The following is a 14,143-nucleotide window of genomic DNA, read 5'->3' on the forward strand; positions in this document are numbered from 1 at the left end:
ATTTTGCAGATACAAAATCCTTGAACTTTTATAGCTACAGATTCATGTCCATACCGTTGCAATTGAAGTGTTCTCTATGCTTCTTGCAACATAGTCCCAAAATATAGCGATAAAGTAGATCAGCAGGCTTTCCCTATTTGGCATGAGCGATTCCTTCGAGGGTAATCAGGCAGATCCCAAGCATTCCCAATCAACCAATTCTCCTACGTCTGATTCTCTTACCTCTGGCACGAATCATTCGGTGAATGAGCCAACTCCATCTGAGACATCTGACTTGGCAGAGGAACTGGCGGCCGTTGAAGCCAGCTTAAGCTTGCCAACATCCTCCCATGCCTCCCATGATGCGCCGCATTCTACAACGCCAATTTCAACCCCAACGCCGCCACTGGTAATGGTGGAAACGGCCTTTTTGGCTAGCACGGCCAGTTTGCTGTGGCTGGTGAGCTATTATCTCAGCGTTGGCCCGTGGATGCGGATTCTATTTCCCGTACCGATCGCCCTGGTATATCTTCGCTGGGGTCTGCGGGCGTCCTGGATGTCGGCACTGGTGTCTGGGTTGTTGTTGGCGGTGTTGATGGGTCCCTATCTTAGCCTGTTGTTTTGTGTACCCTATGCGCTGTTGGGTGTGCAGCTTGGAGCCATGTGGAAACGTCACTCGCCTTGGCTACCATCGATCGGCATTGGGACTCTGATTGCCACGTTTGGATTTTTCTTCCGCATGTGGCTGTTGTCAGTATTTTTGGGCGAAGATTTGTGGGCATATCTCACCAACCGCATTGCAGATTTTATTCAGTGGGCCCTCAGCAAACTAGTTGACTGGGGATGGTTAGACATTGGTGTATTAGGACAAACTAACCTAACGGTAATCCAAGTGATGACCGTTGGCGCAATTCTATTAAGTGATGTCATCTACTTGTTCACCGTCCATCTTGCCGCGTGGTTACTACTAGAGCGGTTAGGCAATCCCATTCCGGAACCGCCACAGTGGGTGCAAACATTGCTAGAAGAGGAATAACAAGGATGCAGGATGAGCGGGAATGATTCGATCGTATAGCCAAATTGAGCAAGCGCAGGCCTGGCTAGAACGGTATCAGTCTCGTCCACCTGTGTTTGCCTGTGTATTGGGCTTCACAGCCACCGGATTGATCCCCGGTATTTCTGCGGCCGGGGCAACCCCACTCGATCGCCAATACACAGCCATTGCCGATGCCGAATTTCTTGTTTACGGGCCACAGTCACAGCCACAACATCCACTGCCGCCGCTGAGTGCGGGAGTCTCGCCTGTTTTCATTACGCGATCGGTGGTGGCTACTCAACACATTCCAGTGACTTTATTTAACGCCGGATTGCTCCATGCGCCTACAGTTCCCTGTACTGATTTAGCAGGACAGCCAGCACACTGCCTCAGCCAAGGCAACGCAATGACATTGAGTATCGTGAAACACTTGTTCCAGCAGGGGTTGTATTGGGGAGATAAGCTAGCCGATCGCGGCAGTTATGTGATTTTGTCGGAATGTGTCGTGGGCGGCACAACGACAGCATTGGCGGTGCTAACAGGGTTGGGTTGGGCCGCGGCCGGCAAAGTGAACAGCAGTCATCCCACTTGCAATCATTTACAGAAATGGCAATTAGTGCAAGCAGGGCTACGATCGGCTAATTGGCTTGATCCCAAAACCTGTCAATTTGATCCCTTACGCCTAGTGGCTGCCGTTGGTGATCCGATGCAAATCACGGTTGCAGGCATGATGATTGCGGCGAGTCGGCGAGTCGGCGTGTTGCTAGCGGGCGGTACCCAGATGATCGCCGTCTATGCATTGGCCCAAGCCATCGCTTCCCACTTGACACTTGCCTGGCACCCTCAATCGGTGGTGATTGGCACCACCCGCTGGGTAGTTGAAGATCCAACGGGAGATACGATCGGGCTAGCAGACCTGATTGGGGTTCCATTAATTGGTAGCCAGCTTTGCTTCGCTTCGTCCCAATATGCTCAATTGCGAGCCTATGAACAGGGCTATGTCAAAGAAGGGGTTGGCGCAGGGGGCTGTGCGATCGTCTCGGCACTGTATCAAGGATGGACTCACGAGCAACTGCTTGCAGCGATCGAATCTCTTGTAGCGGAGTACGCGAGGGTAGTAAATCGGGAAAAGTGAGACAGCGATCGGCAAAAACGGGAGGAACTATCAAGAAACCAGGGCAATGACTTTCCTCAGCTTTTCTGGGATCGTGAAACTTGAGGAATAGATTGCATCTGACCTATATCCATTGAATGAATTCGTTAATGAATTCGCTTAGAAAGCAGTTGCTCTTCCAGGGCGGCAATACGATTGTAGGCGGCTGTTAGTTGAGCGGTTAGGCGTTGAATTTGCACTTCAGGTGCAAGGGTGCGTTCACCACTTTGGCTATCTGTTTCAAGATAGGTGAAATCAGATAGCACATCTTTGTGCTCTAGTTCTTCATCCAACCTGCGGCTTTGGTAAGATTGCCGAACGGTTGCTGCTCCAGGCTGAAGCGGATTTTTGTCGGCTGTCACCAGCTTTACTTCCGAGAGAATCTCGGTTACTTGTCCCCCTAATTCCTCGATGGTTTGATGCAGTGCGTCAACCTTGTCATTCAACGCAGCCATCTGATCGTGGAGTAAATCCATGTGACGCTCTACTTTCTGCTTAGATCTCCCCACTATCTTAGGGAAGAAACCCTCTGAATAACTGAATACTCCTGAATCATTTAATTTTTAAACGAGAATCTTACAATTGCTAAAAACTAATCGGATTATGCAACAGCTTTATTGTTACAGAATGTATATCAAAAAATGAATACTGCTCGAAAGATTGGTGGTGTCCTTCCTATCCTATTTGGCAGCTTTAGGCGGTGAGAACCAGTCTTGCCGCACTTTCATGCCGATCGTCGATCGATGCTACTTGCTAACCAACGTCGTGTAGGTAATGGCAGTTTTCGCTCAGTTATTTATGAACTTATTCGGTTTTTTGTGCCAATTGATTCAATCAATGCGTCAAATAATTAACTAATCCATTGCAAGAGAAAAGTCTGACGGCTGTGCTTGAAAAACGTAACCGATCGCGCCTAAACATCAACCGTGATCGACAACCGTCGTTTCCCACGTTTTGATTGAGAAGCGAAGGACAAAACACTGCTAGAGAAAATGGCAATTCTGTAGGACACTGAAGGTTAAGCAAAAATACAGTTAACACTCGATTCGGTCACATCACAATGCTAAGTTTTCAAGACTTTTTCACAAACTGTGCAGGACTTTGGAAAACAGAGAGAACATATCACAGTGTGTTAACGGGAGAAGTCGAACGATCGTACACAGAATTTCGAGCGAGTGTGCTTGATTTATCAGAAAAACAGCAGATTTTGGCCGGTTCATCTTCCAATGATTCTGCTGATTCTGCATTTGCCGATCTTGCGATTGATGTTGAACAGGCAATGATCAATCCAATCACTATGCCAGGGTTTGCCATCTCCTTTGAAACGCGATCGGAAACGGGAGAAGAGGTATCGATGAGTTTGAAGGCGTTGTTTGTGCCCAACATCTATGTCCTCTCCAAAATACCTGAGCGAGTGACGATGCCGTTTCCAACCGCTGCGCAAGTGCCCAATGATTCTGAAGAAATCATTCAGGGGTTGTATCTCCGCGACCAGGGTTATTCCGAAGCCGGGGCGATCGCAGGTCGCTTCACCTATCAACCTACTCGGCAAACTCTGGAAATGACCACTTACTACCGTCGATCGGTGGCCGTCGATCAGATGCGTTTTGTTGAACCCAATCTCCGGTTGCGCACGATCGTCACCTATGAGCGACCTTTTGAGGATGCGTCACCGTCGGTGATTAATTTGGTGGGATTCGGCGTAGAGCGGAAGGATGTTGAGTAGGGAGGCGGGAAGAGAACCTTCATTCTCGGTGTGTCTTTCACAGGCTTTAGCCCTGCCGCGGGCGGGCGCCATTGATGTCATAAGGAAATCTGTAGATAACTCACGATATCTATAAATTCTCTTGAAGTCTTAATGAAAAAACTTTGCAAATAGGTCGCTTATATCGTAAATTAGGTTACAGTGTTGTTGATTCTAATTCTCAATAAGCAAGATTAGATGCTTAGTGGTTCATCCCCGACATATAGATTTTATTGTCATGTCATTCCCGTAATTTCAGGTGTTCGTTTGATCTCTATCTGGTTCAGAAAAATTTAATTAAGAATCTATTGCATCAGTTTTATCAAAGCTTGTTCAGGAATTTTTAAGACAGTCAGGATAGCTTGAATGGATCAACTCTCTCCTCAGTCCTCATCTTCAGCCGATCGATCGCCTCAAATTATTTCGATTCCTCGCTGCGATCGTTGGCAAGCCTATCACCGTCTACAGGAACTGCATATTCCCTGCATTTGCCTAGAGGATGGTCGGCTACAGGTCGAAATCACGTCACCCCATGCAGCGGTTCAACTATGGAGCGTCATGCAACAGTTGACTCGACCGCGCCAACAATTATCTAATTGGTTAGAGCGCTGCTGGCACATGTAGCGTCATTCCCTAGTTTTAAGTTTTAATCAGTTGGCTTCATTGCTTCAACTGTAGCTCCAGCGGGTGATTCCAGTGAATAATTGTCCTCCTCTCTAGCATCTCCTCCTTAGTCTTATGAGTAAATCCGATCGCCACCAAACCGAATTTACGCTTGAAGGTCGATTCTTGGGCTTTGCCGCCAAGGATAGCTACAAGCTGAAGTATGTGCGTCTAGCTGCCAATGCCAATGAATACTTCATCAAAATCCCGAAAGAGTTGCGCTTAACGCTCTATCGAACCCTAGCAGCAGGTGATTGGGTGGCGGTATCGGGGCGGCAGCATATCTGTTCTAAAACCGGAACGGTTAAGTTAAAGGCTTATGACATGAGACCGATCGCGGCTCCGTCCAGGTTGTCTGAAACGGTTGAGGCAATTCCCGTGGTGTCACCAAGCAAGGTATCACCAAGCGGTGGGCGCCCGTCAGGGGCAAAGAAAGCCAGTATTTTAGTCTGCCAGAAATCAGATTGTTGTAAGCGGGGTGGACGGGCCCTTGTGGCAGCGTTGCAAGCTGAGTTAGCCGATCGGGGCATGGGCGATCAGGTGTCCATCAAAGGAACTGGGTGTATGAAGCATTGTAAGGCCGGTCCGAATCTGGTGATGCCCGACAAAACCCGCTATAGCCGCATTCAGGCAGATGATGTGCCTGCGCTGCTAGACAAGCATTTTCCTGCGTCCACTCCTGCGGCAAGTTCCCCTCCTAATGCCACGCCCGTGACGACACGTGTGGCATAGGGTTGTTGACAACTGAGTCATGATATCGAGATAACTCCGGAAAAGCTGAAGAAAGACGATCGAGACTGAGGCGATCGTCTTTTTTTAAGTTCAGCAATACCGCCAAATGAGCATTACGCCTCTTCAAACATCTCGTCTTCCTCGTCATCCGGTGGAGCAACTGAATTCGCTGAAACCACGGCTCCCATTTCCAGTTTCTCGCGCACCAGCTTTTCTACTTCCTTGGCAAATTCAGGTTTTTCTTCCATATATTTAATGGCATTATCTCGACCTTGGCTAATGTTTTCGCCGTTATAGCTGTACCAAGCGCCACGGCGTACCACTACTCCGGTTTCCTCAGCCAAGTCAATCAAACACCCCAGCGTTGAGATACCCTTACCAAAAATAATGTCAAATTCGGCAATACGGAACGGAGGAGCCACTTTATTTTTGGCAACCTTGACCTTGGCGCGGGTTCCATATTCTTCGTTACCCTTCTTCAGGGTTTGAATGCGACGAATATCTAGACGCACTGACGCATAAAATTTGAGGGCATTCCCACCTGTAGTGGTTTCGGGGTTGCCATAGGTGACACCAATTTTTTGTCGCAATTGGTTGATGAAAATGACGCTACAGCCAGTTTTGCCGATGTTTCCCGTAATTTTTCGTAGGGCTTGGCTCATCAACCGGGCTTGCAAACCCACGTGAGCATCCCCCATTTCGCCTTCAATTTCAGCCCTGGGGACTAACGCTGCCACGGAGTCTACAATGACAATATCGATCGCATTCGATCGCACTAATTGATCTACAATTTCCAGCGCTTGTTCGCCCGTGTCGGGCTGGGAGATCAGCAAATTGCCAATATCGACCCCCAATACGGCTGAATAGGTCGGGTCTAGCGCGTGTTCTGCATCCACATAAGCCGCTACACCACCCGCTTTTTGGACTTCAGCCACCGCATGAAGGGCTAAGGTTGTTTTACCCGAGCTTTCCGGCCCATAAATTTCGATAATACGTCCTTTGGGTAAACCCCCACCCAACGCTAAATCTAGCGTTAGTGCGCCGCTAGGAATCGTTTCCACTTTCATACGGCTGGCATCACCCAAACGCATGATCGTTCCTTTGCCAAAGGTTCGATCGATCTGGGTCATCACCAAATTTAGGGCTTTGTCCCGTTCAGAATGTTCACTGCTAGTTTTTGCCATTCGCACCTCAACAAGAACCTGCGAAATAATCTATGAAGCTGTCTCAACAAAGGTCAGGGCGGGTAGATCTAAGTCTAACGCTAGAATTTGATGTCGAAACGACTGAACTCAAAACTTGCGGTTTTGCTAAGGATGTCGCTGAGGAACCGCCATATTGTGCCAATGTCCTTGCATTCATCTTAACGCGGTTTTGATGTCATCATACAAATGTACTAAATTAAAACAGATTTGACGACTGATGGGAGTGATCAATTCGTTCGTTTCAATTGACACCTTTGGCTTTGAAACAAAGGCGATCGGCTAGTTAAAATGCTGACTAGAATAGCTAGTAACGATTGCATAGACCCTTTACTGATTCAAAATAGCGCTTAAAAAATCACCCAAATTCAGCAATGACTTCCAACCTTCCCAGCTTGCTCCTGCCGGATACTGCCCTCTCGGTGACAGGACTCACGGCCTACATTCAAGCATTGCTAGAGCAGGATCAGCAGCTTCAACAAGTGTGGGTCACTGGCGAGGTCTCTAGTGCGACTCGCTATCGCAGTGGTTTGTTTTTTACGCTGCAAGACCCCGATGCTCAGGCTGCCATCAATTGTGTAGTTTGGAACAGTCAATTAAACCGGTTAGCAGTGTTGCCTGAACCAGGCGAACAACTGATCATCTTAGGACGGGTGCAAATTTATCCACAGAAAGGCAGCTATCAGTTGATTGTATGGCAGGCGCTTCCGGCGGGCGAGGGGCTGCGAGCATTGCGCTATCGGCAATTGCGTAAACGGTTGGAGTCTGAAGGGCTGTTTGACTTGGCCCGGAAGCGATCGTTGCCGCCCTATCCACAAACGATCGCCGTGGTGACATCACCCCAAGCGGCCGCATGGGGCGACATTAAGCGCACCTTGAAACGACGGTATCCTGGGCTGCGGGTGTTGTTCTCTCCGGCATTGGTGCAAGGCGAGCAAGCTCCGTTGTCAATCGTTCAGGCTATTAATCGGGTTGAACGAGATGGACGAGCAGAAGTATTGATTTTATCTCGCGGCGGCGGTGCCACTGAAGATATGGCCTGCTTTAATGATGAGCGAGTGGTGCGGGCAGTGGCGGAATGCTCGATTCCGATCGTGGCAGGTATTGGCCATCAACGCGATGAATCTTTAGCCGACTTAGTTGCGGATGTCTATGCTCATACGCCAACCGCCGCTGCCGAGCAAACCGTACCCCTGCTCGCAGATGTGTATGCCGAACATCAAGAGCGCATTGCGGTTCTCAATCGTACGGTGACGGCGACCTTATATCAGTCCTATGCGGAGCTAGAGCGATTGCGGAGTCGTTTACAACGATTGCACCTCGATCGACAGATCCGTCAAGAAACCCAGTCCATAGCGTGGGTGCATCAACGGTTGGTACAAAGTACCCATCAGCGGTTACAGCAGTCCATTCAGCATTGTCACCTGCTGCGGCAAAAGTTGGTCGCGCTCGATCCAAAATCAGTATTGCAGCGGGGCTATGCAGTGGTATGTCAGGAGCAGACTGGTTCTACTGTTCGATCGACAGCGGATGTTACCGTAGGGCAAGCGCTCACAATTCAACTTGCTAGCGGTCGCTTAACCGTCACCGTTACGAACCTGCATTCAGATTCAACTGCTGCTGCCTCGATCCTTGAAGACCGAATTGAACCATCGAGCAATTACCAGCTATGAGCGATCAACCAGACCTATCAGATCTCCAATCTAGTGGGCAGTTGGACTCGGTTCCTTCAGAGACACTGCCCGTCGGTTGGAACTATGAAGCCACTGTTGCTGAAATCGAAGCGATTATCGATCGAATTGAACGGGGCGAGTTAGATTTAGCTGATATGTTTGACCAATTTTCGATCGCCGTCGAGCGCTTGCGTCAGTGCGAATCGTTCTTAGCCCGACAACAGCAGCAGGTTGATTTGTTGGTAGAAACCCTATTAGATGAACCCGATTTGTTTTAAGCGGGGGCAAAACATTTGCAGTGATACAGCCTCCTAGGTGGAGAGCTTGTTCGACAAATGCTTTGCCCTAGTAAAGCGGTGCCTAAGCGGCCGCCAAATTGCTGCTAGCGAAGTCCCAGTTCACTAGTTTCTCTAAATAGTTATCGATGAAGGCAGGACGCTTGTTCTGGAAATCAAGGTAATAGGCGTGCTCCCACACATCCAGCGTCAGCAACGGAACCTGGCCATGCACGATCGGGTTTTCGGCATTGGGGGTTTTGGTTACTTTCAACGTACCGTTGTCTAGTACCAGCCAAGCCCAGCCGCTGCCAAACTGAGTAGCCGCTGCGTTCTTGAACTCTTCCACAAACTTGTCATAGCTGCCAAAATCGCTATCAATTTTAGCGGCTAGATCACCACTGGGTTTACCGCCTCCGTTGGGGCTGAGGCAATTCCAGTAAAAAGTGTGGTTCCACGCTTGCGCGCCATTGTTGAAAATACCGGTCTTAGACGGATCTTTGAAAGCAATCTGAATCACTTCTTCGATCGGTTTATCGGCTAGCTCGCTGTCGGCCGTCATTTTGTTGTAGTTATCAACATAGGCCTTGTGATGCTTGCCATAGTGAAAATCGAGGGTGGCCGCGGACATACCGTTGGGTTCAAGCGCACCAGGATCGTAGGGTAGGGGAGCTTGTGTGTAGGTCATGGTGTTCAATCCTCTCTTAGGTTTTAGCTAGGAATCGAGGGGTGAACGGCAAATATTAGTGTCCGATGCTGGCTAACAGCCTCGGATGGTTTGCAGTTGACTCCTCTGCTCTAACTATTGATAGCATTTTATATCAAAAACCCAGAAATCCAGCGTTTTCCTGTCTACCCCAATGGTTAGAAAAAGGGCAAATTAGGTCGTGCGCCGATAGTAGACATTCATTTTGCAGACCCTCCGGGGTCAGGGGTGGGCAGATACAAACTCCACGTGGTAGCTCCGCGAATGCGGGCATTGTGCAATTGATGCACAATTTCTTGGATTCCTTTTCTATAGCCAAACACGGCAATTTTGATTGACTCTCGACCCGTCAGAGTGTCTCCAGGTTGCCCAAAAAACCTATTTTCGCTGACATTGCTGGCAAATTCCTAAGTTTTCGTCAAAGGAAACCCAGAAGCCTAGTTACCCAACAGGCAACTGAGTCTAGCGACTGTCATTGATCGACGATCATGATCTACGATCGAACACAGCCTTACAGACTGTTTGGGTTTAGGAACCTAATCTGTGGGTCAGTGGTGCTAGCACTTTTTAACTCCACTAGACTTCTGAGCGGACATAGTTGTTACGAGAAAAACCCGTTGATTCGTTTTGTCCTGTTCAAACGGAGTACTGAGTTCGATCAGTTGTGTCAATCGTAAAATGGTTAGTTTAGATCTAAGTCCATGTTAAAAAACTTCGCTCGGCGACTAGCGATCGGTTGCATTACCCTAATTACCCCTTGGTTTCTGTTGTGCGCTCCGGTGATGGCATTGAACTTGAGCAGTGTGGATCATGGGGCGCAAGTGTTCAGCGTTCACTGTGCGGGGTGTCATGTGAATGGTGGTAATATCGTGCGGCGCGGCAAGAACCTGAAGCTGAAAACCCTGCAACGCCATCATATTGATTCCCTAGAGGCAATCGGTGAAATTGTGGCGAATGGTCGCGGCATTATGTCTGCCTATGGCGATCGATTAAGTGAGCAAGAGATTACCGATGTGTCGGCTTATGTGTTACAACAAGCTGAGCAAGGATGGAAAAACAAATAATCTGTATAAAACCAAAGTCTGATCAACTATGGTATTAACTATGGTATTAAAAGCTGCAATATTGCATTCCCTATTGTGGTCTTTGAGTGTTTCCTCGCTGTGGTATAATGCTGAATTTCTCTCAGCTTGACTTTATCCAAAATTAGGTAGATAAGATAGTAGAGCAAGCTGACAGCGTTCCAACAAGCAAGTTGTGTGCTGAGAGACAAATTGCACCCACCGATGATCTATCTTCCGATATCTACCTTCTGTTACTGGTTGCTTATCCCTCCAAATAGGGAAGCAATTATATATGCTAGTACAGCAAGTATTGAAGCTCCTAAAATCGGTAATACTTTACGTCCGATATTAGATAGCACAACTAGAAGTGCAAAAACCGTAATGATTAAAGCTGCAACTCTTGTAGCATGTAAAGGAAACTGAAAAGTAAGTAACAGGACTCCTACTGATAGCAGCAGATTAGACACATGAAAAAGTATGAGTGCAACATTAAACACTGCATGTTTAGTTTTCTTAGTTAAAAAACTGATGGAATTAGCAAAAATACCGGCCGAATAAATATAAAGTCCTGCCGAAAGTAAAACTAAACCTACAACCCAGTCTTTACCACTGTCACTAACAATTGTGCCAGGAGTTAAAGCTAAAACTACTATTGTTATGCTGAAACCGCCTAACACTCCTGCTACTGAGGAAAACGCGGCGGCAGCAGACGATGTATCAGACTCACGGGCAAGAGCCTTTGCCAGCACCAAGATTTCTTCCTCATTGGTCGGGGCAGAAGTATCTGACAAGGTATCGATATTAGAGACGGGAAGTTGTGACTCTTCTTCAGACGCTGAGGATGCAGGTTCATTCATGTTTGTATCACTCTTGTTTCTGAAATTTACTGAAGTCTAACTCAACTCAAATTACTCCGCCAATAGTTCTAAGAGGTTGTTTGAACAGTGAAGATTGCAACAGTCTCTTGGCAGTACCCGCATTTTTTCTTAAGTCAGTAGAAGAAAAGTACGGCTTTGGTGTGACGTTTCTAGAAACTACGGAGAAACGTCAGTATTTCCCGTGCAAAAGACTGTTGATATTACCGATCGCATCTTCATGAAATTTTCACATACTAGGTGAAGTGAATTGAATGGTGCTACTGCTATAGCTCACATAGACAAAGAAAGAGTTGTTCACATTAAAAATAAACACAAGCTGAACAACTGTATGAATGAGTATTAGTCACAACTGAGGTGAATTTCTGCTAATTCAATTTTCGTTTCTTTAAGCTATCCATTGGTGAACTGTGTGAACTCCACTCTGAGCAGTGATTAAGCTCAGTCAGAACGGCTTGGCGATTAATGGTAATTGCCATAAAAACACAATAATTTCCTAGCAAATTGCATACAGGGTTGAATTTCTAATACCTCTATTCTAGGGGGTTTGTGACTTAGAAATCTTGAGCAAAGTGAATACTTTAAACCCATTAGAGATATAGAAATATCTCTAGAATGTTGTCTTACATCTTATTAGTTTATGACTACACATCAGACTGCAAACCGGAATGAAACTGGGCGATCTCTAGGAATTGGTTTAAACGGAATCAGGGCTTGGTCAACTGAATTACCATTCTTAGATGCTTTTCGATCCGCACGATCGTGGTTTACCCATACGCCCACCATTTGGGATACTCGTGAATCTCTCAATTTAGACAGTAATGGTTGGGTGCAATCGATTCCAAGTGCAGCGAGTTCGCAATCCTATCGCTCGGTCGGAACGTTGCTCAATCAACATACTAACTATCGTCCCGGACGCTATGTCGTCTTTTATGAAGGGACAGGCACAATCAACTATGGTCTAGATGCTGAGAAGGTGGCGGCTGATTCAACACCAGGGCGAGATGTGATTCAAGTAACTACGCCCAGAGCCGGTATGCATTTCAGTATTCAGTCCACTGATCCACAGCGTACAGGAGATTACATTCGCAATCTTCAGGTTTATCACGAAAGCGATCTGCCGTTGGTTGAACTGGGTGTTCAATTCAATCCTGATTTTTTGCAGAAAATCAAAGAGTTTGGCACTCTGCGCTTTATGGACTGGATGGCGACGAACGATTCCGATCAAAAACACTGGAGCGATCGACCCACTCTCAAAGATGCTAATTGGTCGTCGAAGGGGGTTCCAGTGGAAGTGATGGTGGAGTTGGCCAACGAAACTGGGTGTTCAGCTTGGATTAACATTCCGCATCAAGCCACCGACGATTACATTCGCAAATTTGCTACCTATGTGCGCGACCACCTCGATCCGAACCTCAAGGTATATGTGGAGTTTTCTAATGAGGTTTGGAACTGGGATTTTGAGCAAACACACTATGCCCAAGCTCAGGCTGAAGCTCGTTGGGGCAGCAATGTCCGGAACGGTCATTTGCAATGGTATGGAATGCGATCGGCTCAAACAGCGCAAATTTGGAAATCGGTGTTTGGTGATCAACACGATCGAGTGGTAGCGACCATTGCCACGCAAACAGGGTGGCGCGGATTAGAAGATCCTATTTTGAACACGCCTGCGTGGGTGGCTGAGGGCAATCAGGCCGCTTGGCGCTCGATGGATGCCTACGCTATCACTGGTTACTTTAACGGTGGTTTGGGGATGCCAGAGAATGCAACTACGGTACGCTCCTGGCTATCGGAACCAGACGGTGGATTTCGCAAAGCTTTTGAACAACTGCGACATGGTAACTTGCTAGAAGTGGGCAGTTCGGTTGCAGATGTAATTGAGAACTTCCGCTATCATGGCGCAGTAGCACGCCAATACAATCTGCAACTAGTATCTTATGAAGGCGGTCAGCATGTCGTTGGCATTCGAGGACTTGAGAATGATAGCCAACTAACAAATTTCTTTATGGCGCTGAATCGTCATCCTGAGATGAGGCAGTTGTATCAACAGATGCTAGAAGGTTGGAAACAAGCAGGAGGCACATTATTTAATCATTTTGTGGATGTGGCAGCTTCAGGCAAGTGGGGAAGTTGGGGAGCGTTGGAACACCTCAATCAAACCACCTCTCCCAAATACAGTGCACTGATGGAATTCATTGCTAGCCATAATCGCTGGTGGAATGAATCCTCTTCAGGGGTGAAAATTGGTCGCTATGAACGTGGCAATGCATACAACAACACCATGAATGGTTCTTCACATAGTGATACACTTTTGAGTGGAGCCGGAAATGACATTATCAACGCCGATACAGGACACGATCGACTGCATGGTGAAGCCGGAAATGATTACCTCAAAGGCGAAACTGGAAACGATCGAATTGGAGGTGGAGGTGGAAACGATACATTACTCGGTGGAGGTGGAAACGATGTATTAATGGGTGGAGCCGGAGATGATTTGCTCGATGGAGGGCGAGGTAGCGACATCTACTGGTTTGACACCTGGCAGCCATTTGCCACCGCTGATGTCGGAGTCGATACAGTGAAGTTTCAAGCGGGTGACAAAATTGGCCTTGCGTTTAGAACGTTTACAGCCGGTGTCACCTTTGCCAAGGTTGCTACAGATGCCGGCGCTGCAACGAGTTCAGCCACGCTCACGTATAGCGCTGCAACTGGTCACTTGTTCTACAATCCAAACCGGACAGCCGCCGGATTTGGTTCAGGGGGTCACTTCGCTACCCTTGTCAACAAACCTACGTTGAGTGCAGTCGATGTTCTATCTACCGAAAACATCTTCAATTTAACGCCTGCTGATTGAGCTAAAAAACTGAAACGAGTCGGTGTCTTGTTTTCAGAATCCGTCAATCATTGATCAGCCGTGCTAGTGCCGGGATCGATCGAGGAAACATGACCTGATGGTTGAGAGAAAATAGCAGCAGTACTTGAGTGGCTTATTTTATTACCTGAAGGGTTGGCTAACGGATTGAACCTAAACTGTTTACTTG

General features: G+C 47.5%; 13 protein-coding genes. 9 read left to right on the top strand and 4 right to left on the bottom strand.

What is annotated here, in order from left to right; translation table 11 throughout:
• Nucleotides 1-142 precede the first annotated feature (142 nt).
• Together OXH18_RS06365 and cobT are read left to right on the top strand one after the other, a co-directional pair.
• Nucleotides 143-1,015, top strand: coding sequence for a DUF2232 domain-containing protein (locus tag OXH18_RS06365; protein ID WP_268611614.1), 873 nt, complete (start codon nucleotides 143-145; stop codon nucleotides 1,013-1,015).
• A gap of 22 nt (nucleotides 1,016-1,037) precedes the next feature.
• Complete coding sequence (gene cobT / locus OXH18_RS06370) at nucleotides 1,038-2,150, top strand: nicotinate mononucleotide-dependent phosphoribosyltransferase CobT (RefSeq protein ID WP_268611616.1); 1,113 nt, start codon at nucleotides 1,038-1,040, stop codon at nucleotides 2,148-2,150.
• Nucleotides 2,151-2,275: 125 nt separating this feature from the next.
• Here the strand turns inward: cobT and OXH18_RS06375 are convergent, their stop codons facing one another.
• Entirely contained in the window at nucleotides 2,276-2,644 is a 369-nt protein-coding gene (locus tag OXH18_RS06375) for a hypothetical protein (protein WP_268611617.1), read from the bottom strand.
• 584 nt (nucleotides 2,645-3,228) lie between these two features.
• Here OXH18_RS06375 and OXH18_RS06380 point away from each other — a divergent pair.
• From OXH18_RS06380 to OXH18_RS06390, 3 genes are all read left to right on the top strand, one after another.
• Nucleotides 3,229-3,894, top strand: a complete 666-nt coding sequence (locus OXH18_RS06380; protein WP_268611618.1) for a phycobiliprotein lyase — start codon at nucleotides 3,229-3,231, stop codon at nucleotides 3,892-3,894.
• Nucleotides 3,895-4,278: 384 nt separating this feature from the next.
• A complete protein-coding gene (locus tag OXH18_RS06385) occupies nucleotides 4,279-4,536 on the top strand; it encodes an Asr1405/Asl0597 family protein (protein WP_268611619.1) in 258 nt (85 codons plus the stop codon).
• Nucleotides 4,537-4,650: 114 nt separating this feature from the next.
• Nucleotides 4,651-5,307, top strand: a complete 657-nt coding sequence (locus OXH18_RS06390) for a (2Fe-2S) ferredoxin domain-containing protein (RefSeq protein ID WP_268611620.1) — start codon at nucleotides 4,651-4,653, stop codon at nucleotides 5,305-5,307.
• Between the two features lie 113 nt (nucleotides 5,308-5,420).
• On the opposite strand, the gene recA is transcribed toward OXH18_RS06390, so the two are convergent.
• On the bottom strand, nucleotides 5,421-6,491 hold the full coding sequence (gene recA, locus OXH18_RS06395) for a recombinase RecA (RefSeq protein WP_268611621.1): 1,071 nt from the start codon (nucleotides 6,489-6,491) through the stop codon (nucleotides 5,421-5,423).
• Nucleotides 6,492-6,883: 392 nt separating this feature from the next.
• Between recA and xseA the strand changes: the two genes are divergently transcribed.
• A complete protein-coding gene (gene xseA / locus OXH18_RS06400; RefSeq protein WP_268611622.1) occupies nucleotides 6,884-8,182 on the top strand; it encodes an exodeoxyribonuclease VII large subunit in 1,299 nt (432 codons plus the stop codon).
• Nucleotides 8,179-8,460 (top strand): exodeoxyribonuclease VII small subunit, encoded by a 282-nt coding sequence (xseB, locus tag OXH18_RS06405; RefSeq protein WP_268611623.1) that lies wholly within the window; start codon nucleotides 8,179-8,181, stop codon nucleotides 8,458-8,460. The genes xseA and xseB overlap by 4 nt, the downstream gene beginning before the upstream one ends.
• 82 nt (nucleotides 8,461-8,542) lie before the next feature.
• On the opposite strand, the gene OXH18_RS06410 is transcribed toward xseB, so the two are convergent.
• Complete coding sequence (locus tag OXH18_RS06410) at nucleotides 8,543-9,145, bottom strand: superoxide dismutase [Fe] (protein WP_268611624.1); 603 nt, start codon at nucleotides 9,143-9,145, stop codon at nucleotides 8,543-8,545.
• Between the two features lie 800 nt (nucleotides 9,146-9,945).
• Between OXH18_RS06410 and OXH18_RS06415 the strand changes: the two genes are divergently transcribed.
• Entirely contained in the window at nucleotides 9,946-10,227 is a 282-nt protein-coding gene (locus tag OXH18_RS06415) for a c-type cytochrome (protein WP_315874680.1), read from the top strand.
• 251 nt (nucleotides 10,228-10,478) lie between these two features.
• Here OXH18_RS06415 and OXH18_RS06420 read toward each other — a convergent pair whose 3' ends face one another.
• The gene (locus tag OXH18_RS06420) at nucleotides 10,479-11,084 is read right to left on the bottom strand and encodes a hypothetical protein (protein WP_268611626.1); all 606 of its coding nucleotides are present in this window, start codon (nucleotides 11,082-11,084) and stop codon (nucleotides 10,479-10,481) included.
• A 658-nt stretch (nucleotides 11,085-11,742) separates the two neighbouring features.
• Here OXH18_RS06420 and OXH18_RS25190 point away from each other — a divergent pair.
• A complete protein-coding gene (locus OXH18_RS25190) occupies nucleotides 11,743-13,956 on the top strand; it encodes a calcium-binding protein (RefSeq protein ID WP_290428444.1) in 2,214 nt (737 codons plus the stop codon).
• The last annotated feature ends 187 nt before the right edge of the window (nucleotides 13,957-14,143 follow it).

Origin of the sequence: Thermocoleostomius sinensis A174 (assembly GCF_026802175.1) — a bacterium.
GTDB classification, from domain to species: Bacteria; Cyanobacteriota; Cyanobacteriia; order Elainellales; family Elainellaceae; genus Thermocoleostomius; species Thermocoleostomius sinensis.